Origin of the sequence: Halothiobacillus neapolitanus c2 (assembly GCF_000024765.1) — a bacterium.
GTDB classification, from domain to species: Bacteria; Pseudomonadota; Gammaproteobacteria; order Halothiobacillales; family Halothiobacillaceae; genus Halothiobacillus; species Halothiobacillus neapolitanus.
The window spans coordinates 1,509,083-1,530,701 of the sequence record NC_013422.1; the positions used below are offsets into that span (position 1 = coordinate 1,509,083).

The 21,619-nt window shown below is 56.5% G+C and carries 16 protein-coding genes, 1 tRNA gene and 1 other RNA gene; 8 read left to right on the forward strand and 10 right to left on the reverse strand.

Going from position 1 to position 21,619, the window contains the following annotated elements:
• Positions 1-68: 68 nt before the first annotated feature.
• The 3 genes from HNEAP_RS07025 to HNEAP_RS07035 all read right to left on the reverse strand — a co-directional run bounded on the left by HNEAP_RS07025 (position 69) and on the right by HNEAP_RS07035 (position 4,801).
• A complete protein-coding gene (locus HNEAP_RS07025; protein ID WP_012824270.1) occupies positions 69-2,552 on the reverse strand; it encodes a plasma-membrane proton-efflux P-type ATPase in 2,484 nt (827 codons plus the stop codon).
• A gap of 241 nt (positions 2,553-2,793) precedes the next feature.
• Positions 2,794-3,588, reverse strand: coding sequence for a hypothetical protein (locus tag HNEAP_RS07030; protein WP_012824271.1), 795 nt, complete (start codon positions 3,586-3,588; stop codon positions 2,794-2,796).
• Positions 3,589-3,607: 19 nt separating this feature from the next.
• The gene (locus HNEAP_RS07035) at positions 3,608-4,801 is read right to left on the reverse strand and encodes a cupin domain-containing protein (RefSeq protein ID WP_012824272.1); all 1,194 of its coding nucleotides are present in this window, start codon (positions 4,799-4,801) and stop codon (positions 3,608-3,610) included.
• Positions 4,802-4,951: 150 nt separating this feature from the next.
• Here HNEAP_RS07035 and HNEAP_RS07040 point away from each other — a divergent pair, with 150 nt between their 5' ends.
• The 4 genes from HNEAP_RS07040 (at position 4,952) to HNEAP_RS07055 (ending at position 9,118) form a co-directional block, all read left to right on the forward strand.
• Positions 4,952-5,332 (forward strand): winged helix-turn-helix domain-containing protein, encoded by a 381-nt coding sequence (locus tag HNEAP_RS07040; RefSeq protein WP_012824273.1) that lies wholly within the window; start codon positions 4,952-4,954, stop codon positions 5,330-5,332.
• Positions 5,333-5,392: 60 nt separating this feature from the next.
• On the forward strand, positions 5,393-6,211 hold the full coding sequence (locus HNEAP_RS07045) for a ferritin-like domain-containing protein (protein ID WP_155802519.1): 819 nt from the start codon (positions 5,393-5,395) through the stop codon (positions 6,209-6,211).
• A 165-nt stretch (positions 6,212-6,376) separates the two neighbouring features.
• Positions 6,377-8,947 (forward strand): glycoside hydrolase 64/thaumatin family protein, encoded by a 2,571-nt coding sequence (locus HNEAP_RS07050; protein ID WP_012824275.1) that lies wholly within the window; start codon positions 6,377-6,379, stop codon positions 8,945-8,947.
• Between the two features lie 95 nt (positions 8,948-9,042).
• Positions 9,043-9,118, forward strand: a tRNA-Thr gene (locus tag HNEAP_RS07055).
• Positions 9,119-9,384: 266 nt separating this feature from the next.
• On the opposite strand, the gene HNEAP_RS12260 is transcribed toward HNEAP_RS07055, so the two are convergent.
• From HNEAP_RS12260 to HNEAP_RS07085, 6 genes are all read right to left on the reverse strand, one after another.
• A complete protein-coding gene (locus tag HNEAP_RS12260) occupies positions 9,385-9,924 on the reverse strand; it encodes a DUF2237 family protein (RefSeq protein WP_012824276.1) in 540 nt (179 codons plus the stop codon).
• Positions 9,917-10,471 (reverse strand): glutathione peroxidase, encoded by a 555-nt coding sequence (locus tag HNEAP_RS07065; protein WP_012824277.1) that lies wholly within the window; start codon positions 10,469-10,471, stop codon positions 9,917-9,919. The genes HNEAP_RS12260 and HNEAP_RS07065 overlap by 8 nt, the downstream gene beginning before the upstream one ends.
• A 163-nt stretch (positions 10,472-10,634) precedes the next feature.
• On the reverse strand, positions 10,635-12,080 hold the full coding sequence (locus HNEAP_RS07070) for an exonuclease domain-containing protein (RefSeq protein WP_012824278.1): 1,446 nt from the start codon (positions 12,078-12,080) through the stop codon (positions 10,635-10,637).
• Entirely contained in the window at positions 12,077-13,420 is a 1,344-nt protein-coding gene (locus HNEAP_RS07075) for a DASH family cryptochrome (RefSeq protein ID WP_012824279.1), read from the reverse strand. The genes HNEAP_RS07070 and HNEAP_RS07075 overlap by 4 nt, the downstream gene beginning before the upstream one ends.
• 8 nt (positions 13,421-13,428) lie before the next feature.
• The gene (locus tag HNEAP_RS07080) at positions 13,429-13,962 is read right to left on the reverse strand and encodes a CIA30 family protein (protein ID WP_049772491.1); all 534 of its coding nucleotides are present in this window, start codon (positions 13,960-13,962) and stop codon (positions 13,429-13,431) included.
• A gap of 13 nt (positions 13,963-13,975) precedes the next feature.
• Positions 13,976-14,794, reverse strand: coding sequence for a MipA/OmpV family protein (locus tag HNEAP_RS07085; RefSeq protein WP_012824281.1), 819 nt, complete (start codon positions 14,792-14,794; stop codon positions 13,976-13,978).
• Positions 14,795-15,281: 487 nt separating this feature from the next.
• Between HNEAP_RS07085 and HNEAP_RS07090 the strand changes: the two genes are divergently transcribed.
• The 3 genes from HNEAP_RS07090 to HNEAP_RS07100 all read left to right on the forward strand — a co-directional run bounded on the left by HNEAP_RS07090 (position 15,282) and on the right by HNEAP_RS07100 (position 20,094).
• Positions 15,282-16,445, forward strand: a complete 1,164-nt coding sequence (locus tag HNEAP_RS07090; RefSeq protein WP_012824282.1) for an efflux RND transporter periplasmic adaptor subunit — start codon at positions 15,282-15,284, stop codon at positions 16,443-16,445.
• 50 nt (positions 16,446-16,495) lie between these two features.
• A complete protein-coding gene (locus tag HNEAP_RS07095) occupies positions 16,496-19,654 on the forward strand; it encodes an efflux RND transporter permease subunit (RefSeq protein ID WP_133484623.1) in 3,159 nt (1,052 codons plus the stop codon).
• A 71-nt stretch (positions 19,655-19,725) separates the two neighbouring features.
• Positions 19,726-20,094, forward strand: a complete 369-nt coding sequence (locus HNEAP_RS07100) for a hypothetical protein (protein ID WP_012824284.1) — start codon at positions 19,726-19,728, stop codon at positions 20,092-20,094.
• Here HNEAP_RS07100 and HNEAP_RS07105 read toward each other — a convergent pair whose 3' ends face one another.
• Positions 20,095-20,715 carry a DNA-3-methyladenine glycosylase I gene (locus tag HNEAP_RS07105; protein ID WP_012824285.1) on the reverse strand — a complete coding sequence of 207 codons (621 nt, stop codon included), beginning with the start codon at positions 20,713-20,715 and terminating at the stop codon, positions 20,095-20,097.
• A 250-nt stretch (positions 20,716-20,965) separates the two neighbouring features.
• On the opposite strand from HNEAP_RS07105, the gene ssrA reads away from it, so the two are divergent.
• Positions 20,966-21,324: a transfer-messenger RNA gene (gene ssrA, locus HNEAP_RS12545) on the forward strand.
• Positions 21,325-21,619: the final 295 nt, after the last annotated feature.

Below are 21,619 nucleotides of genomic sequence, written 5' to 3' on the forward strand. Positions count from 1 at the left end.
TATCGACGCTGGACCGGCAGCGATCCTGTCGTTGTTAAACACCTCGTCTCGCTCTTATCCATGCCGCCTTATCCGTGTTGCAAGGGATGGCGCAGCGTTTTAAGGAAACTGCGATGCGGTGCCGCCGTATAGTCGAAGCGTCGCTGAATGCTTACTTTGGCAACATCCGTCACAAATGACCAGACAATTGAATACACCCAGATGAGCGCCACATCAAACCAGGTGATTGGCGCCATCAAGCCCATTGGGTACAAACACAACAAGGTGGCAGCAACCTTGGTGGCGACCGCCGTCCAGATCATGACCGGCGCGGGATAAGGGCGGGCGAGATACCAACCGCGCGCCCTGGCGACAAACAAAGCCAAGTGGCCGGATACCGCCATCTTGAGAAACACATAGGTTTGTACTTGCGGGATGGAAAGATGCAGCCAGTTCATAGCCAGGTACAACATCAGAAAACTGCCGATGGTGCCGGTCACGCCCATTGCCGTTGATACCGCCAGCACACGGTGCATGTTCCAGCGCACGGGTTTGGGCTCGACCTTGGTGTGGTCGTAGGCAATCGTCATGATCGGCAGATCGTTGAAGAGGGCCAGAAGAATGATCATGATCGCCGTGATCGGGTAGAAGTTGAACACGATCATCGCCAACACCACGAAGATCATGATCCGAATCGTTTCATTGATTCGGTAAATGGCGTAAGAGTTCATGCGCTCGAAAATACGTCGGGCTTCTTCGACTGCGGTCGTAATGGTGGATAACCCCGGTGCCGTGAGAATCAGATCGGCGGCCGCACGCGCCGCATCCGTCGCACCGGAAACGGCAATTCCCACGTCCGCCTGCTTGAGCGCCGGTGCATCGTTGACGCCATCCCCGGTCATGGCAACGAGGTGGTGTCGACCCTGCAGTGCTTTGACAATGGCGTACTTGTCTTCGGGAAAGACTTGGGCATACCCATCGGCTTTCTCGATTTGTTCGGCGGCATCCAGCGCTTTAGCGCCATCAGCACCAAGCAGATTACTCGCCGGTTGAATTGCTTGACCCAAACCCAGTTGTCCCGCGATTTGTCGTGCAATAGCGACATTGTCGCCCGTCACCATTTTCACAGCGATGCCGTGTTCATTCGCTTCCTTGATCGTTTGCGCCGAATCGTCACGCGGCGGGTCGAACATCGGCAGAATGCCAAGGAAAATCCAGTTCTTACCGTCATCGGAACGCGCGACACCCAAGGTGCGAAACCCCTTGGCAGCATACTCGTCAACCAGTTGATTGGCCCTTTGGGCATCGTCACCGGTAAGCTGAGCCAGAGCGACAATAACCTGAGGCGCGCCCTTGGTGGTTTTAAAGCGCTGACCCGCAGATGACGTAATGGCAGCTTCGGTCCGCTTACCCATCGGATCGAATGGCACGAAGGCCGTTTGCGTGTATTGCTCAAGTACACGGGCGTCATTCAATCCGCCAATCACCGCCTGATCAATCGCATCTTTGTCCTCTGCCTTGGAGGCCAGCGCGGCAGCCAGAATCAGATCCTGTGCGTCCTTCGCCGCGAATACGGCAGGTTCGCCCAGCGTGAGCTTGTTTTGAGTCAATGTGCCCGTTTTGTCCGAGCACAAAATGTCGATACCCGCCATTTCTTCAATGGACTGCAATTTCGAAACAATCGCCCCCTTTTTCGATAAAGCCATGGCGCCGACTGCCATCGTGACCGACAACACGGCGGGCATCGCCACGGGAATGGAGGCAACCGTCAGAATCAGCGCAAACTGGAACAGTTCGAGCATCGGTGCACCTCGATGGAGTTGCACCAAAATCAGCACCGCTACGAGCCCGAGACTCATAAAAATCAGGTAATCGCCAATGGCCAGAACGGCTTTCTGAAAGTGCGACGGCGCACCCGCATCGGCGACAAGTTTCGCCGTCATACCAAAGAAAGTCTGACTGCCAGTGGCCGTGATCATCGCCACCATTTCGCCTTGCTTGGCGATCGAGCCGGAATACACCACTTCACCCGTTTTTTTGTCCACGGGTAGTGATTCGCCCGTCAGCGCGGACTGATCGACCGACAGATAATCCCCTTCGATCAATTTGGCATCGGCGGGAATAATGTCACCCAGCCGCAACCGGACAACGTCGCCCGGCACCAGTTCGGCTGCATCAATTTCGCTCCATTGCCCGTCACGCAGAACCCGAGCCCGGAGCGCCAACTGATTCTTCAGCGCCGCAAGCGCATTGGCCGCCTTGAACTCCTGCCAAAATCCCACACCCGCATTGAACAACAGCAAGGCGAGAATGATGAAAAAGTCCGGCCAATGACGCACGATGGCCGACAGAACGGCGGCCACCTCAATCATCCAGGGAATAGGCCCCCAGAAGTAACCCAGAAACTTGATCCACGGGCTGACCTTTTTTTCCACCAGAGCGTTCGGACCGAACCCAGCCAGTCGAGCCGTAGCCTCCGCCTTGCTCAAGCCCTTGGATGTGCTTTCCAGTTGCTTGGCCAATTCATCAATGCTGAGCTTCTCAACTTGCTGACTATCGATGGCTTTAACCATATTCCACCCTTTTCGACTCTGGATTTACCCGGCTGGAGATGGTGGGGGGTCTGTGCTCACTGGGTGCAATACAAACCCAGTTCAAACCGCTTACCCACCAAACCACAAACATAGTATGCCTATTCGATCAGGGTAGAGAAAGAAAACAAACCGTTCAGGGCCGCACTAAGCAGTCAAACTTGGCCCATCTTGAGATTTCTTGAAATTTAAGGCACCTTTTCAGTCATGCACGAAAACCACCTCAATGAGCCCTATGCGCGGCAGCAATTTCCTTCATTACCGGCAAATCCAGACCAAACCTTTCGGCCAGTTTCAAAGCCCGCTGCAAGCGGGCGGCAGCCGTGCGCCCCTGACAGAGGTGGGCTGGATCACCTTCGAATCCAGCCAGCATGCCCTCGATCAGGGGCTCGGGTGTCAGCGCCTGTCCGACCAGCTTCTCTTGGAGCGCTATAACCTCAAGCGCGACCGAACGGGCAAGCGACTGATGATCCCGCCAGAGGGTTTCGACATCCCCGCCCACCTTGAGCCCGGCAATATTGGTGGTGAGAATGTAGACATTTTTGATGACCAACTCGTTTTGCATGGCGGCCAAATCGTCGATGATCCGGGCATTCAAACCCATCGCTGCAAGCGCTTCTGCCATCAAACCGGCGTTGCTTCCCCAGACCGGACTGGGCATGAGTTGTTTGACGAGCTTGCCCGGCTTTTTCTCGAACCAGATGGAAATAACGGTCGGGTTGACGATGCCCGCCGCTTGCCAATCCTTGGGCAATAGTTCGTTCTGGAGCAGCACCAGTCGTTCGTGCCACGGCGCCGGGATTTGCGTGAGCAGATCGGGCAGGTCTTTTTCACCGACCGCCAGCACCAGAGCCATCGCATCGGGGACATGGGCCAATACACCGGAAAGTGATTGCCGACGGGTCACCGGAACGACCGGATGGCCGGTTTTCAAAAAACCGCGGGCCAACACCTGAGCAATCTCGCCCATACCAACCAAAATCACGGACGGGGCAAGACCCGAAGTGTCCTGACTCATGTTTTATTCTCCTTTCGCATTAAACACTCAGCAAGTTCGGCTGCCACTGCACCACCCCATCGGCATACAGTTTCTGCAAAAGTTCAGCCGCGGCCTCAGACTCGGTGGCTGCCAGCAGTTCGGCGGCATCATAAAAAACCTGACTCACAAGCAAGCGCGCCAAGGGGAGCATTTCGGCATTCAAGAGCGTGCTTTGACCATCTACGGCCAGTGCACCGCCAGCCGAATCGGGCTCATCTTCAACCAGCAACAAACGCGCAGCCGGTGTGCGCATGAGGGTGTCGCCGCTATGGGCGATTTCACCGCGCAGGGCCTTCGCGTCCAAAGGATCGTTTTGTGGATAAAAACCCGCGTGATCCAGCGGGCGCTCGGTGAGGGTTTCGGCAATGAATCGATCCAGCACGGCATCATCCTGATCGAGTACCGATTGCAAGATCGCGCGCAACTTGACACGCGATGAGGCATCCAATGCGCCGGGATTCGCAGGTGCCTGCAAATCGGGATCACCGTAACGAGCCGCTTGATCCATGTCGGTAATCAGACGGTCGGTGACGCCAGCCGCCATCTCGTGCAGCAAGGGCGCACGAAAGCCGATCGAATACGTCATGCAGTGGTCGACCGCTACGCCGTGATGCGGCACACCGGGCGGTAGATAGAGCATGTCGCCCGGTTCCAGCACCCATTCTTCGGTCGGTTCGAATTCTTGCAGCAGGCGAATATCCAGATCTGGCACAAAATCACTGTGCTTCGGCGGATACTCGATCATCCACTTGCGCCGCCCCATCCCCTGCAACAGGAACACATCATATTCATCGATATGCGCCCCGACCGAACCACCGGGTGGTGCGTAGGAAATCATCAGGTCATCGATCCGCCAATCGGGTACAAAACGGAAGTGCTGGACCAAATTCATCAAGTCCGGGATCAGCTTTTCGCAATCGGTGATCAACAACGAGTAACCGTCTTCGGGCAGGCTTGTGAAGTCCGCTTCGGTGAATGGGCCATGACGCAACGTCCAGGGCCGCGCGCCGGCCGATTCGAGAATCAAGCGCGCGGGCACGTCTTCCTCACAGGCCAGACCGGCTAGTTCTTCGGGAGATAGAGGCGATTCGAAGCCGGGCACGCCCTGACGGATCAACACCGGTTTTTTCTGCCAGTAATCACGCAGAAAATCCGCCACGGACAAGGTACCCAACACCTGTGAAATCACCATAAAACTAACCTCTATAAATCGGGTCAACCATAGTACCACTTGGGTAACAACCGCCCATTTCCACTGCACCATAAAATACAGACTCGGTTATGCTATAAAAACATAACGCTCATCCGTTGCTCCACCCAACATGGACTCGAGGAAGTCATCATGCCGAAAAAATCACGCCTTGACCGCTTGCCCGGTGATGCCTACAGCGAACAGATTCACGCCCGATTCTGGCTGATTGGCACCGATCAGAAAGGCTACCTCGGGGTAGGCAAAGTCCGGTTGATGGAACTCATCGACGAACTCGGTTCAATCAGCCAAGCAGCCAAAACACTGGGCATGTCGTACAAGCGCGCGTGGTCGCTGATCGAAGAGGTCAACAAGATCGGTAGCCAACCGTACGTCACCAAAGAGGTCGGCGGAGCGGGTGGTGGCCATGCCACCCTGACCGAAGCAGGACGAAAGGCCATCGGGCACTACCGCGAACTCGAAACAGAATTTCGCCAATTCATCGCGCAACGCACCGCGACCATTAACCTGTGACACGTAGAAACCAATGACCGCTCCATTATTCAATGCCTCGATTCGTGAACAGGCCTACCACTGGTTGATGACATCCGATCCACGGCAGAAATCAGACGGGGCTGCCGCACTGTATCGCCAAGCACGGATGACGGACGATGCACTGGTCTCTCGCCCTCCCGAACAGACCCGTCAGCGTGTTCCGGACCCCGGCCGCCCTGCCCTGCCCTGCCCAAACTGGTGCCGCCGCGCGATCTACCCAAGCGGATCACGCACACCCAGGCCGGACGCAACGCGCTGGCTCATGCCTTTGCGCACATTGAGTTCAACGCCATCAATATCGCGCTGGACGCGGTCTACCGCTTCGACGACATGCCCGCAGATTACTATCGTGACTGGCTGCAAGTGGCGGCTGAAGAAGGCAAGCACTTCCTCCTGCTGGCCGACTACCTTGCACAGCACGGATGTACCTACGGCGACTTCCCCGCACACAACAGCCTGTGGGAAACCGTCTGCGCCACCGATCACGACGTCATGGTGCGCATGGCGCTGGTACCGCGTGTACTGGAAGCGCGCGGGCTCGACGTCACCCCAGCTATTGCAGACAAACTGCGTTCAGTGGGCGATCAAGCACTCGTCGACATTCTCGGGGTGATTTACACCGATGAGATCGGTCACGTCGAAATCGGTACCCGCTGGTTCCGTTTTTGTGCCGAGCACCGTCAGCTCGATCCCCGCCGTACCTTCCGTGATCTGCTCACAGAATACATGCAGGGACGGATTCGCGGACCCTATGACGAACCGGGTCGTCTGGCTGCCGGTTTCACCCGCGATGAAATCGAGGATCTCAAAGCCATGGAAGCACAGACACTCGCCCGCCTCGACAAAACCCACACCTGAATCTGTCCACGTTATCCCGCAGATTTCCTTTCGAGCAAAACAAACACACCAAATATTTGCTGCTTTTCGCTGCCTAAATGTCCAAAGGCACATTGCTGTGCATAGGGCGCACTGTTAGGATCGGGAAAAAACCCTATTCGAACAATGGAAACGAGCAAAAACAAAATGAAAAACAAAACCTTCGGGGCGTTGATGATCGGTGCCTTGATGCTCTTTACCGGGTGCGACGGCAGTACTGACTATTCCAGAAGTCAGATCCAAATGGATGCTCAGTCCATCCCACTCCGGGCGGGCGACGTCCGTACCGTGCACGTGAAGATTGTCGACACCCAAGCGAGCACAAAGCAGAAGATCAGCCTGAGTGTCTCTGACCCCACGGTTGCCCACGTCGCTCCCTCGTCCTGCACCCTGTCTGCTGGAGACGCCCCTTGTTCGGTAACCGTATTCGGCAAGAAGCCGGGTAACGCGCTCATTCTGGCCGAAGCCCCGGGCCATACCAACGCCCGCACGTCGGTGTCCGTCGCCGGAACCGTTAGCGAGTACGGAACGATCACCGTTTCATCGACAATCCGCAATTTCTACTCAGGCGCGCAGGTTGCCTACCCGTTCTCCATCACGGTCAACCTTGTCCCCGCAACGGGAACCGACAGCAAGCGCATTCCAAACGACAATCCACTGACGGTGATGATGAATCAACCCGCCGGGATATCGTTCGCACAGGGCGGCATTCAGCAATGCAACCTCACTACGGCAAACCCCAGCTGCACAATCAGCGGGACCATCGACGCCGCGCAGGTATCGTCTAAAGCCGCCTTCTCATCGACCATCAGCCCCACCGGCACCTGGGTTGCGGGAAACAATGCCCCGTTCGGTGCTCAAGATGACATCACGATCACTTGGAAAGGCAACCCCAACCAATCCGCGGGAACAATCGAGGTCGCCTCTCAAAACAGTTCCGGCCAAATCTTTCTTGGCATGAAGGCGCCATTGTTCGTGTATCTGACGGAAAACACGCTGCTTGAATCGAACTACTGGGTCACGGTGACCAGCACCGATCCAAGTGCGTTGGTCTTTTATTCCTATCCGGACGGCGCGAACACACCCGCCGACCTGCAGAAAACCGATTCTGTTACCTGCGCGTTGTCGTTGGATAACAGCAGCTCCGAGGCCTTTGCCGATTCTGTGACGAGTTGCGGATATGGCCTGTTGCCCTTGAAAGGCACTGCAGATGGTCTCGACACCGCGCTCTCTGTGAACGTCACGACAGTGCCACCGTCATTCGCCAATAATCAGGCAGGATTGTTAATCGCGGTGCCGTCGTATCGAAAAACCGTCAACCTGAAGCTAATCGACAACAGTGGAACAACCGACGGACGAACGATCACATTCACCAATGCATCAGCGGATAAGGTTCGAGTCGAGGCCAATGCGGGCTCTGCGAACGCCTATACATCCCCCTCGTCCGTTGCCGCTGGCGTAAACCCGACGAATCCGGCACGAACCCAAGCAGGCGCGCAATCCTACTGCGGACCAACCGCCGGCGGTAAAAACGCCTGCCCAATCGGATCGACCTGTGTTCAGGGAGGTGCCGGCGTGGCAAAAGGTAAAACACCGTTCTTGTGCTTCTGGGATAAACCCGCCTTCGCCAATGGCAGCGGTATTCTCCTGCCAACCGGGCAACCGGGCGACTCAACCACTCTGTTCATTCCCCAGTGGTCGGGCATCACGACCGGCCCGCAGCAGATTCAGTGGTCCGGCAATTACACCGTCCTGAATTGTCCCGGCGGCACCTGCCCGAGCAGCCCGACAACGCCGGGCACCGGGCCAACCTATGCTGCAAACACCCTCGCTGAGGTCACGTATCAGCACAACACGGTGGATTACTATGATGTGTCCATCATCAACGGGGCGAATTACGCGCTGGCATTCGGACCAACCCACGGCCAGGTGACGCCCAACGGGTATGAATGCGGGACGCCCGGCGAGTCATCGCCACCGATCGGCGTATCCGCCACCCAGACGCTCAGCAACTGGGTGTTTACGCCCACGGCAACCAGTTTCCCAACCCCGCTGCCGAGCACGGATAGCCCCGCGTCTTACTTTGCCGTGGTCGAAACAAGCGCCACAACGCCAACGCCCTGCAACGTGACCCACCCGCAAACGACCTGTGCGGCGACCGGTTCCAGTGGCCCGGTCTGCGGCTGGGACAAAAGCAAGGTCTTGAGTGGGACGAGCAGCTTCGCAGCGTCGGATCGGATTTGCGGCACCTTTGTTTCCTGGGCCACGGCAAACCAGATCTGGGGTTGGAACAACAATGGCGATGCCACTTATCTGAATCAGGCGCCATTCGCATTCACCACGAATAGCGCGGTCAATCCGGCATTCAACGGTCAAACAACCATCTCGGTCAGCGATCTGCAACTGTGCATCAACAACAGCTTCAGCGCGTACACGGACCCGGCGCCTACCAATCAGCCCGCCGTCATGGCCTGCGGTGGCACCAACTGGACCGGAATAACGACGCCTTCGGTTGGGTACACGACCGAGGGAACCGCCTGGGTTCCTTATGTACTGCCGACCATTACCTGGTTGAAAAAGGCATGCCCAACCTGTTACACCTACCCCTTCGATGACATGTCCTCGACGTTCACCTGCGAAAAGAACGTGGTCAAAGACGGCAGCAACACCCTCGACTACACCATTCAAATTTCACACCCAACCAACACATTCGACTGAACAGACGCGCGTATCGATATCGTGAATCGCAGGGGCTGATGAGAATCGGCCCGACATTGACATTCCTACCCAGACGATGAAAAACTTCCCATCTGGCCGGAATAGCTCAGTCGGTAGAGCAGCGCATTCGTAACGCGAAGGTCGTAGGTTCGATTCCTATTTCCGGCACCACATACGCACGGTTCAAACCGCTTCGCACCCGGCCAAATTGTCTCGGGCGAGCACTAAAACCAGTTGGACAGACATAAGTGAAAATCAGTTTTGTCGGTCTGCACCAACATTTCTTTGTGTGGCTCGTGAAAGCCCTCAAACTCATCGAAATATTATTGGGTATCTCGAAAAACCCGTCATTCCCGCGTAGGCGGGAATCCAGCGCCTTGATTTTTCTGGGTTCCTGCCTACGCGGGAACGACGAACCACGGGTATTTCGAGGTGCCCTATTGTTTCGGTTCACCGGAGGGTGGCACTTGCGATGGCCGAATCAAATGGCGATTCAAATCGCTGGCGAACAGGGTGGCCAGCACGCCATAGCTTGTTGCTTCAGGATTCACGGGCGGCGCGACGCCCGCATCCAATGCCTGTTGCCAACGACCCGCGCACACGCACCAGAAATCGCCGGGTTTCAGGCCAGGAAATCGAAAATCGGGTCGGGGTGTAATCAGATCGTTGCCTTGGCTTAAGGTATAACTCAGAAAGGCCTCGGTCATTTGAGCACACACCCCGTGCACGCCCAAATCAGCAATTGAGAGCCGGCAATAGCCGCTGCGGTCCGCGCCGGCGTGCAAGTCTTTAGAACACGCCTGCAAAGGTCGGCCGTAGAGGTTCTGTTCATAAGCCGCCGACGAGTTCAGGTCGGGTGGGTCAATCGGTTGGATGATCGGTTCGGCACTCATGGCACGATTCGCTCCCATCAAAATACAGATGCCAAAAATGCCCAAGGCCGCTCGGGCCAGACGTGTTCGAAACACATCACGCATGGGCTGCCAGGGCTTTTTCGATGATCGGTTGCAGTGCGGCTGGCGTCGTGGTCGAGCCATAGCTGCCGAACAGTTTGCCATCGCGCCCGATCAGGTATTTATGAAAGTTCCATGAGGGATAATCGCCGCCAGCGGCGGTAGCAAGGGTTTTGAACAAAGGGTCTGCATCGTCTTTTCGCACACGGGTTTTAGCAAACATCGGGAACTTGACCCCGTAGGTCATTTCGCAGAAATCCTTGATCTGCTTTTCATCCTTGGGATCTTGCGCAAAGTCATTCGATGGAAAGCCCAACACGGCAAAGCCCTGCGATTGGTAGTCTGCGTAGAGCTTCTCCAACCCCTTGAATTGTGGCGTGAACCCGCAATAAGAGGCCGTGTTCACCACCAACACCACCTGTCCACCGTAGGTGGCGCACAAATTGACTTCTTTATCGTCATCCAGGGTTCGCACCGTTTGATTCAGCAGCGGGCAGGAAGCAGCCCAGGTCGGCAACGAGAAACTGACCGCGCCGAGTGCGCAGGTTTGCAGGAATTGACGTCGTTTCATGAACACACCTCTTGAAGGCTGGGATTGTCTGGACAGGAAGGGCAGCTAACGTTGTGCGAAGGGCTTTGAGTCACCCTTCTCGTGTGATTCCCGTTCGCGCGGGCTTCGATAGCGTCGGCTAAATCGAGCATAGACCAGAGGAATCAAAAAAGGCGTGATTAGCTCACGCCTCGATCAGTCGAATGGGCCGATCAGAACGTGACGACAGAGGCGTTACACGAGCCGGGTCTAGGTGGCGCAACAAAATCAGATAGGTATCGCGATCAAAATTCGGTCGCGGGTGTTCAAGCACCGCGTCCAGCTCAGCCTCGTTATGCGCCGTTCCCCAATGAACCCATTGATCAATCACGTGCCATGAGGCGCCCGTATGGTCATCCGATTCGTGCAAAACCACCGGACCGTCATAAGGCCATTGTTTGATACGGAGCTCTTCAAGGGCAGTTGCCAGACGCAAGTCGTGCTGCATCGGACTTTCCTGCCCAACGCAGACGCCGCGGCACCGTTTGATTTGATGGGCAAAACACGGGCCAGAACCCGACTGCAAACCCAGCCGGATATCGCAGAGACCGTGCTTTGCGGCCAGTTCGCGCAGCACCTGTTTGGCCTGGGTCGCGTGACGAAACGGCCCATAGCAGCTCCCGGGAATCACATCATCCCCACGCAACAAACGCGGCGGTTGAACGTTACCGAATACCCAGTGCCAAGTGCATAAATCGCGCGTTCGCCTGAGTTTGCGGTTGAATAGGGGGCTGAGCGTCTTGATCAGGCGCGATTCGAGCAACAGGGCAGACAACTCCCCCGGCGTCTCGATCCAATCGATATGTTGCACCGCTTGCGCAAGCCGCATTTCCTTCTGTTCGCGATGGTCGTTTCGAAAATGATCCAGTACCCGTCGCCGCAGATGAATGCTCTTGCCGATATAAAGCGGTAATGCGCCATCCCCGTACATCAGGTACACGCCGGGCGTGTCCGGAATTTCGTCGATCCGCTCGGGCGCAAGATGGGGCGGCAAACTGGGGCGTTGGCGCTGCGCCCGACAAGCCGCCAGCAACTCCTCGGCTCGTGTGCAGGCCAGCGTCGTGATGAAATCCGCCACCACTGCCGCATCGCCCAATGCACGATGACGTGCAGCGCAGGAGAGCCCCATCCGCTGCATGACCGAATCAAGATTGTGTCGCCGTTCGGCGGGGAACATCTGACGCGATAATTTGACGCTGCATAACACCGACGGATTGAACCGGATGCCCTCTCGCCGGAACGCTTGCTTCAAAAAGCCCAGATCGAATCGGGCATTGTGTGCGATCACGATGTGGTTTTCGAGCCGTTCCAGCAATGCCTGCGCCCGATGAGCGAACACCGGCTGATCGGCAACCATCTCGTTCGTGATGCCCGTTAGCGTCGTGATGCGGGCGGGAATGGCACAGCCCGGATGGATCAGGCAGGACCAGTTGCTTTGCGTGCCGTCGGGATGCAGGGTCACGATGCCGATTTCGGTGATGCGATCGCGCTCGGTATGGCTGCCGGTGGTCTCAATATCCAAACAGGCCAGAGGCTGACCCAACTGGGCGATGAACGCACGAAGCCGGTCGGCGACCTCCACCGCGTTCATGCGGGCATCGCCGCCGTACCGGACAACCACAGTGCCCGATACGCGCCACCGGGGTCGTAATCCTGAGCCTGTTTATCCGGGTTGAATCGTCGCGATCCACGCGGGTCCGTGCCGTATCCGGCCAGATACAGCCAATTACCCTGATTGCTGTACACATCGTAATCGACGAGTTGCGACTCGAACCAGGCGGCGCCTGCCCGCCAATCACAACCCAGATCGTGAATCAGATAACTGGCCACCACCTGCCGCATGCGATTGGACAAATAACCGGTCCGCGAAAGTTCAGTCATAGCGGCATCAATGAAAGCATGACCGGTATCGGCGTTCTTCCAGCGCTCAAAACGGTCGGCATCGTGGGTGGGCGCCGGACGATCCGGTGCCAGTCCCCGGGCGTGGTACAAACGGCGGCCGTACTTCAGATGCAAAAAACGAAAGTAATCGCGCCAGAGCAACTCAAACCGCAGCCAGTAGGTGCCCTCATTAGCACCCCGCGCCTGTTCGAAATGCTGCCGTGCCGCATAAACCTGACGGGCGCTGAGAACCCCCAGCGCCAGAAAAGGCGACCACTTGCTCGAATAATCCTTGCCAATCAACTGATTCCGGGTGGCTTTGTAAGTGTGCGGCAAACCGCGCGCAAAATACTGATCCAGATGCCGTTGCGCCCCGATTTCATCGACGGAACAATCTGGGTCGTCGCAGGGGAATGCGCTACGCGCATCCACTGCTGGCCGAGTTGATGCACCACAGAGGGCGTCAAACTGAGCGTCGATCGATGCGGTCGGATACGGTACCGATTCGGGCCAAGGCGGCACGGCATCGGGTGCTGGGTACGGGTGCTCAATACACACGGCAGCCTGCTCAACCCGCTTGCGAAACGGCGTGAACGAATCGGGCAAACGATCGATGGCAAAGGGCAAATCATCAGGCGCGATCAGGCTCGATTGCCAGCCGGTGTAGACCGAAACACCCAATGGTTCGAGCGATTGCTTCAAAGCATCGACCAGCGCCCGCTCCTGCGGTGCGGCGATGTCCTCAACCCAGACCGTATCGATGGCCCCCTGCCGAACCATAGCTAGCAGTTGATCGACCGGCTGCCCTTGCAGCAGACACAGACCACTACCCCGTTGACGTAACTGACGATCTAATCCACGCAGTGCCTGACCCAACACGACACGACGATGTGGCCCTATCCGATCGAATCCCCACCGCGTCGGCTGCTCCATCGCCGGATCGAGAATATACACGGGCAAGAGGGCATCGGCCTGGTCGCAAGCGCGAATAAAGCAACGGTTATCACGCAAGCGCAGATCCTGACGAAACCAGTACAGCACCCGGGACATGGACGTTACTAATCCGTCGTATCGCCAAGGCGCGAGTAAAACCCCATTTCGCGCACGCAGACATCCGCCGTGAACGCGCGGCCGATGGCGACTACGGCAATTGTTTTGAGCTGGCGGGGCGCGAACGGTGTGTCTGTTTTGTAGGGCTCGAACGCATCGAACGGAAAATAGTGGTAGCGCGGTTGAGGCTCCGCATGGAATGTCTGGCGATAAGACTGCCAAGGCAGCCAGAGCCAGCGGGTGCGCAGATGCAGGTTGTAGGCTTCGCCATTGCCCATGGCGTGGATATACAAACCGGTATAGCCATCGATGTTTACAAGGTCACCAGCCGTCACAGGCCACTTGATTTGGATGAAACCGCCTCGATTGGCAAGCGACACATCACCGCGCAAACACACGCCCTGCTCCATTCCGGAGTGCTGCCAATCCATATGTGCCACCGATTCGCCACCCATTACGCGGTCATCGGCAGTTCGCCAGCGATTTGTCGTCTGCGGATCGTCCGCTCGAAACAGAGGCGCGTGCATCAGTGATGCGGTCATGTCCTTCATCGGATCAGAACCGGTAGGACAATGAACCGATCACGGTCATCTGGTTGGCTGATTGAACCAGCGGAGAGTCACTGACTTGTGAACCCAGATGGTCATAACTTGCGGCCACGCCCACCTGCCAAGATCGGGATAAGGGCAGGAAGGCGCTGGCACCTACACCCACCGAGACCAGACCACCGGCCGCCGTGTAGGGCTGATAACGCGTCGTCGTGGATTGAGCTGCCGAGACGCCGTAGTACGTATTGATGAATTCGGCCGATGCCAGTGTAGCCCTGGGGCCAACCGCGTAGCGAACCGGTCCGACCCGGTTGAAATAATTCAGGCTCAAATCTCCGAGCACACCGGTATGTCCACCGAAGCCCTGGCGCACCTCGGCTCGACCACTCCAATTCGCCTGGCGATACTCAACATAACCACCGGCCTCGCCAGCGGCAGAAATATCGCCCATTCCTTTAAGGGCATCACTCTTGCCCGAGATCAAAAAAGGCGATCCACCGGTATCCTCATTGCGACTGAAGCGCAGCTTAATCACAGGACCGGCGCGCCAGTGGGGTGTTTGCACCAAGTTGTAACCAATGCCTTCCGGGATGGAGGCAAAAAAACGGTCACCGTAACGGATACGCAGATCGGGGAAAATAGAAGTTGTGTAGGTGTCCGATCCCGAATAGACCGGGGTAACCACCGCGGCCGCCCCGACACTAACCGACCAACCCGACTTGATGTCTGCTCGTGGCAGTTCGACGGGGGCAGCCTCGGTCATCGCGGGCAGGGTCAAAAGGACCGAAGCGAGCAAACCCTTTCGTTTATGTGTTGATGTATTCATCGTTGGCTGTCCTTTTCATGTTTTCATTCGGGTTCGATCGGGCGGCGTAGAGGGCATGCCATGACGATTGCACACTAACGGCTGCGCCACACAACCGCAATGTTATAGACCATTGAGTCCCCAACGTTCCAACCGGCTGTGTGGCGTCGGTGAGGGATTCATCGGTTTGTTCGCAGCGCAGAACCGCTTCGAGATTTTCCAGAAAAACATGCTAAATTGATAGTTGGTTAACCATTTAAGACGACGAATTTCCCGATTACCGATCAGAGCTTCGCATCTGGTTACATGGATATACCGGGCAGTAAACCTGCGTCCATCACTTGGTTTAACGAAAAAAAATAATGAGCGAATCTGCGGGACCTGTTTTTGCACTGCTCAGCGTAGCAGTGGAATCTGACGGTCGGCAGGCACGCAAAGCCCACGGACAGACCCTGTCTCAGGCTAAGGCCATGCCCCAACCTGAGCACTTGAATCAACCGGAGCCCCCATGGTTAATGCCCACTTACGTTCAAAAATCGATATCCGCCCAGCCCTTACCCTGCTGATCACGGCCAGTTTGATGCTGGGCGCGGGGAGTGCTTTTGCCGAAAATGGCCCCGGTAAAAAAATGCCGCCGCCAATCGTGCCCATCGAAACGGTCAAAACGGCATCGGTGACGATCCATCAAACGTTCAGTGGCGTCACCCAGGCAGAACGACAGGTCGATGTGCGCGCTCAAGTGTCCGGGATTTTGAAAACCCGCGCTTACGTCGAGGGCCAGAAAGTAGACAAGGGCACGCCGTTGTTCGTCATCGACGATAAACCCTATGTGGCCGCCTTGAACGAGGCCATCGCAAATCAGTCTTCGGCAGAAGCCGCTCTGAACGCGGCCCAACGCAACTGGAATCGTATCAAGACGCTCTACAGCAAGGGTGTCGCCAGCGTCAAAGAGCGCGACGATGCCCAGTCGGCATTGGAGATGGCACAAGCAGCGGTCAAGGTGGCGCAGGCCAAAAAAGTGGCCGCCCGAATTAATGTCGACTACACCCGCATCAATGCACCGATTGCCGGAATCGCTGGCCGCCGCACGGTCGCCGTGGGAAATCTTGTCAACGTCGGTGACACGCTGACACAAATCGAAGCGATCGATCCGATTCAAGTCATCCTTACCACCTCTGCCGATAACCCCTACGCCGACAGCCCCGCACTCAAACCCGACCCGGACCACCCGATCCCGGCTACGCTTCTTTTTGGTGCCGAAGGCACCAAACGGTTGGATGGCAAGCTGAATTATCGTGCGGTCAGCATCGATCCCAATACCAACAGCATCACGCTACGGGGGATTTTCCCCAATCCCGATCAAGCGCTTCAACCCAATGAATTCGTTCGGGTGAACGTCGCGGTGGACAAGCTCGACGCGGCGCTGGTCATTCCGCAAACCGCACTCACCAGTGGCATTCGACCCGGCAGTCATGCGGTATACACCGTGGACAGTCAGAACAAAATCACCTTGACTCCGGTCGAGCTCGGCCCGATGAGCGACCAAGGGCAAGTGATCCAATCAGGGTTATCCGCAGGGCAGCGGATCGTGACCGACGGCCTGGTCAAATTACGTCCCGATATCGTGGTTGAACCCTATAAAGCCGGTAAAGAGAAAACCGGTAAAGAGTAACGACGACCTCAACCGCCCTTTGACCGTGACGCATTGGATATACCCCTATGATTTCGACCTTTTTCATCAATAGGCCCATTTTCGCCACCGTGCTCGCAGTGGTGATCACGCTTGCTGGCGCAGCGGCCTTCACCGGGCTGCCGGTTGAGCAATATCCCCAGATTGTGCCGCCCGACGTTCAGGTAACGGCCACCTACAACGGGGCCGATGCCGCCACCATTGCCGAATCGGTCGCCGCGCCCCTGGAACAGCGCATCAATGGCGTGGACAACATGTTGTACATGTCTTCGAGCAGCTCCGATGCGGGCACGATGGCACTCACCGTCACCTTCGCCAATGGCACGGACCCCGATCAGGCCACCATCGATGTCAACAATCGCGTGCAGCAAGCCTTGTCGCAGTTGCCGCAGGAAGTGCGTGATCAGGGCGTGGTGGTGCAGAAAAAGAGCAATGCGATCCTGATGGTCATCACCCTGCTCTCGGAGAAGGGACAGTTCGATACCAAGTTCATTTCCAACTATGCGCTGCTGAACATCATCGATGAACTCAAGCGCATCAAAGGGGTGGGCGATACCCAATTGTTCGGCGCACAGGATTACTCCATGCGCATCTGGCTCGACCCAGCCAAACTGGCCCATTTCAAGCTGACACCGACCGATGTCGGCAATGCCATCAAAGCGCAGAGCGCCCAGTTTGCCGCGGGCAAATTTAACGATGCGCCGAATGATTCGCGCGCTGGATTTACCTACACCATCACCGCCGACGGCCGGTTCACCGATGTGGACCAGTTCCGCAACATCATCCTGCGAGGCAATCCCGACGGCGGCACATTGCGACTGAAGGATGTGGCGCGCATTGAATTGGGTTCGAAGTTTTACGGCTTCAATGCCACCTTCAATGGCAAGCCGACCGTGCCGATCGGCGTGTTCCTCTCACCCGGCGCCAATGCCCTGGAAACCGTCGCAGCCATCCGCGACCGGATGCAAGAACTTCAGGCTCGCTTCCCGGGCGACCTCGCCTACAAAATTCCGCTGGATACCACCGACTTTGTACGCATTTCCATCAAAGAGGTGCTCAAGACGCTGCTTGAGGCGATGGTTTTGGTCGTATTGGTCATTTTCGTCTTCCTACAAAAGCCTCGGGCGACCCTGATTCCGCTGATCGCCATCCCCGTCGCTCTTATCGGGGCACTGGCGGGTTTATTCCTTTCGGGCATGTCGATCAATCTGTTGACGCTCTTCGGCTTTGTGCTGGCCATCGGTATCGTGGTCGATGATGCAATCATCGTGATCGAGAACGTGGAGCGTTTGATGCGCGAGGAGATGCTCAACGCTCGGGATGCTGCCATCAAGGCCATGCATCAGGTCACCGGCCCGATTATCGCGACCACGCTGGTACTCTTGGCCGTGTTCATTCCGGTGGCGTTCATTCCGGGGCTCACGGGCGAAATGTATCGTCAGTTCGCGATTGCCATATCGATCTCGGTGGTGCTGTCCGCCGTCGTGGCGCTGACGTTGACCCCGGCCATGACCGCCGTGCTTCTCAAAAAACATGAAGATAAACCGCCTGCCCTGCCCTTTCGTGTGTTCAACCGTGGTTTCAGCAGCCTGACGAATGCGTACATGGGTCTCGTACATTTCTTTCTCAGGGCCTGGCCAGTGGGCTTGATGCTGTTTGCCGGCGTGATCATTGCCGCATTTTTCCTGTTCCGGCAATCGCCGACGGGCTTGATCCCGAATGAAGATCAAGGGTTCTTCATCTCGATCATCAAGTTGGCACCGGGCGCCAGTCTCGATCGCACCAGCACCGTGCGCAATGAACTGAGCGACATCATCACCCGCGATCCGAACGTCTTTTCTACCGTCGCTTTTGCGGGACGGGATTTACTGGCCGACACGGCGCGGCCCAATGCGGGCGTCGCCTTCACGCGCTTAAATCCCTGGGATGAACGCCCCTTAGCCAGCCAGAGCGTTCAGGCCATTGCGAAGAAAATCACCGGCGAAGCGCGGCATATTCCGCAGGGGCAGGTATTCTCGTTCGTTCCGCCCGCTATCCGTGGCATTTCCACCACCGGCGGCTTCGAACTGTACCTGCAAAACAGGGGCAACGGTGGCCTGGATGCCTTGAATACCGCCGCAAAAAACCTGATTGCCGCAGCCAATAAACGACCGGAACTGGCCGGGGTGCGCACGACCTTCGAATTCAATATTCCGCAGTATCGAGCGGTGGTGGATCGGGATAAAGCCTATTCTCTCGGCGTGCCAGTCAAGGATATTTTCACGGCGATGCAATCGACTTTCGGCATGGGCTACATCAACGATTTCACCCTGTTCGGGCGCAACTTTCAGGTCAATCAAGCTGCGGACACGCCCTATCGCGTGTCGCCGGACGATCTGCGACAGGTCTATGTTCGCAGTGCAAATGACGGGCTCATTCCGCTGAGCTCACTGGTCACACTGCACCAGACCAGCGGGCCGGATGTCGTCAATCGTTTCAATATCTTCCCGTCCGTGAAAATTCTGGGCAACCCTGCACCGGGCTATTCATCCGGTCAGGCGCTCAAAGCCATGCAGGAAGTGGCTGCAAACACGCTATCGCGCAATTTCCAACTGGGCTGGATCGGGGCGGCGTATCAAGAACTGTCCGCGGGCAAATCCGGGGCCATCGCGCTGGGGCTGGGCATTATCATGGTGTTTTTGATTCTGGCCGCCCTGTACGAACGCTGGACGCTCCCGCTGGCGGTCATCACCGCCATCCCCTTTGCCGTGTTGGGCGCACTGCTGGCGAACTGGATGCGCGGCCTCGATATTGATGTGTACTTTCAAGTCGGCCTGCTGGTCTTGATTGCCATGTCGGCCAAGAACGCGATTTTGATCGTCGAATTTGCCGCCAAAATCCATGCCGAAGGAAAAACGATTGCCGAAGCCGCCGTGGCGGCCGCCCGCATCCGGTTCCGCCCGGTAATCATGACCTCGATGGCGTTTATACTGGGCGTGTTGCCACTGGCATTGGCCAGCGGTGCGGGTGAAGGAGCCAGACATGCGCTGGGTACCGGCATCGTCGGCGGCATGATCTTCGCCACCTACATCGCTGTCCTGTTCATCCCGATGTTTTTCGAACTCACGCAAACCCTCAGTGAAAAGGTCAGTCGGCGTAAAAAACCTCAAGCTGCCAAAACTCAAGAGACACCCACAGACGAATCAGCATGACGCCATGAAGGGGTGAAATCCGGATAAGGGCAGGTATTCATAAATGAAACCCACCAAGAGCGAAGACAATCATGGACCCTATCGCGCAAGAATCGCCATCTGAGAAGCCCCTCGCATCCGCGGTCGCTGCCTGGGGTACGCCCCATTTTGCGCCGACATTGATCGACACATTGACTCGACTGGGCACTCGGCTTCTGCCCTTACAAAAAGCGCTCACCCACGGCAGCGTGGCGCTGGATGATGACCTGATGGTGCGGGTGCTGCACACCGAAGCGAAGGGCGAACATTTGCTCGTGCGTCTGAGTGTTCAATACACCAGCATTATTACGGGCTGTAGCTGCATCGATGACCCGACACCCGAAAACATCCTGCCGGAATATTGCGAACTGGAATTGTTCATCGACCGCCAGAACGGTGCGGCCAAGGTGGAATTGCTTTAATCAGCCAGGACGCTTGAAGTCCTGACGCGCCTGTTCCACGGCAAATCGGCTGATACAACCATGCACATGGTCATTGACCATCCCCATTGCCTGCATGAAAGCGAACAGGGTCGTCGGACCGACGAACTTCCAGCCAAGTTTCTTAAGATCCTTTGATAAGGCAATGGCTTCAGGGCAAGTCGTCACCATTTGCGGTTCATGGAATTGGCTCGGATCGGGTTCATAACGCCAGAAAAAAGCAGACAATGAGCCGTGGTTTTGCAGCATTTCAATTGCACGCTTTGCGTTATTGATCACGGCTTCGATCTTGCCCCGGTGTCGCACAATGCCTTTATTATTCATTAGCTCGCCAACATTCACTTCTGTGAACTCAGCAAGGCGATGAAAATCGAAATCAACGAACGCGTCTCGAAATGCCGGCCGTTTCACGAGGATCGTGCGCCAGCTCAAACCCGACTGGAAACCTTCCAGACAGATCTTTTCGAATAACCGAATGTCGTCGTCGACAGGGAAACCCCATTCATTATCGTGATAATCCGGGAACTCAGGCGCAGAAGCACACCAAGCACAACGTCGTCGACCATCGGCACACAAGACAAGCTCATCCAAACGCTCCGTCATCACAATCACCCTTCACAAAGCTCAAAGCGACAAAAACGAAAACCCGCAATCATCCATACATCCCACGGCAGCTTACCCCTCATGCACGGCAGCATGTTTTCCCGTGGTTCAGAGCTTCCCCTCACGGGCTTGGACTTTTCCTATTGTCGTGCAAAAGGAGTAGAATAACTTTTCTTGTGGAATAACCCATGAACAGCTTGGTATCAACCGGCTTGAAATGTGTTCGTTAGACCCCATAAAGAGAAAACCAGGGGGTGACATGGCTTCGACGCGGGTCACGAAACTCTAGGTGCATGTCGAGGGGTAGAGCCTCGTAAAAATCTGCAAAAAATTTAGTTGCCAACGACGACAACTACGCACTCGCTGCTTAATAACCAGTAGGGTGCCGTCTGACTGAAGCCGTGCTTGTGCGTTCAGGTTCCAGGCGTCGACTCTCACAAGATCGTCATGAAGCGTGTCCGGCGTGGATTGGCTAAAACTTATCCGGAATCGCTCGTGGTTTTCCCTGCCTGTTGGGTAGCCGCGCGTTAAAATAAAAAACAGGAAAAACATGTAGTACCGAAAGCGTAGGACTGGCGGACGGGGGTTCAATTCCCCCCACCTCCACCAATAACAAAACCCCAACCGTTCTCGGTTGGGGTTTTTTCTTGCCCGATCGCACCGGTTCCCGCGTGTTCTTGGTGGTTCTTGCGGAAGCCTGCGGACTTCAGCAGCCGCCCGAATTGCCCGTTCCCTGCCACATTTCATTCTCTCCTGGCCATTCCTCGCTCCGACCTCGCTCCCCGGAACTGGCCCGAAGTCCGCAAAGGCCCGAATTTCTAGCCTTACATATCAACGAGTTACGCGCGGACGAATCAAGCGGTTGGATTGCAGCATTGGCTGCCAGAGGGGACACACGCTCACT

What these genes read in the sequence shown, in the direction of transcription:
- HNEAP_RS12260 (WP_012824276.1), bottom strand. Translation starts at nt 9,924, where the DNA reads ATGCGTGATGTGTTTCGAACACGTCTGGCCCGAGCGGCCTTGGGCATT.
- HNEAP_RS07050 (WP_012824275.1), top strand. Translation starts at nt 6,377, where the DNA reads ATGAAAAACAAAACCTTCGGGGCGTTGATGATCGGTGCCTTGATGCTC.
- HNEAP_RS07085 (WP_012824281.1), bottom strand. Translation starts at nt 14,794, where the DNA reads ATGAATACATCAACACATAAACGAAAGGGTTTGCTCGCTTCGGTCCTT.
- HNEAP_RS07040 (WP_012824273.1), top strand. Translation starts at nt 4,952, where the DNA reads ATGCCGAAAAAATCACGCCTTGACCGCTTGCCCGGTGATGCCTACAGC.
- HNEAP_RS07065 (WP_012824277.1), bottom strand. Translation starts at nt 10,471, where the DNA reads ATGAAACGACGTCAATTCCTGCAAACCTGCGCACTCGGCGCGGTCAGT.
- HNEAP_RS07035 (WP_012824272.1), bottom strand. Translation starts at nt 4,801, where the DNA reads ATGGTGATTTCACAGGTGTTGGGTACCTTGTCCGTGGCGGATTTTCTG.
- HNEAP_RS07025 (WP_012824270.1), bottom strand. Translation starts at nt 2,552, where the DNA reads ATGGTTAAAGCCATCGATAGTCAGCAAGTTGAGAAGCTCAGCATTGAT.
- HNEAP_RS07075 (WP_012824279.1), bottom strand. Translation starts at nt 13,420, where the DNA reads ATGTCCCGGGTGCTGTACTGGTTTCGTCAGGATCTGCGCTTGCGTGAT.
- HNEAP_RS07030 (WP_012824271.1), bottom strand. Translation starts at nt 3,588, where the DNA reads ATGAGTCAGGACACTTCGGGTCTTGCCCCGTCCGTGATTTTGGTTGGT.
- HNEAP_RS07100 (WP_012824284.1), top strand. Translation starts at nt 19,726, where the DNA reads ATGGACCCTATCGCGCAAGAATCGCCATCTGAGAAGCCCCTCGCATCC.
- HNEAP_RS07090 (WP_012824282.1), top strand. Translation starts at nt 15,282, where the DNA reads ATGGTTAATGCCCACTTACGTTCAAAAATCGATATCCGCCCAGCCCTT.
- HNEAP_RS07105 (WP_012824285.1), bottom strand. Translation starts at nt 20,715, where the DNA reads ATGACGGAGCGTTTGGATGAGCTTGTCTTGTGTGCCGATGGTCGACGA.
- HNEAP_RS07070 (WP_012824278.1), bottom strand. Translation starts at nt 12,080, where the DNA reads ATGAACGCGGTGGAGGTCGCCGACCGGCTTCGTGCGTTCATCGCCCAG.
- HNEAP_RS07080 (WP_049772491.1), bottom strand. Translation starts at nt 13,962, where the DNA reads ATGACCGCATCACTGATGCACGCGCCTCTGTTTCGAGCGGACGATCCG.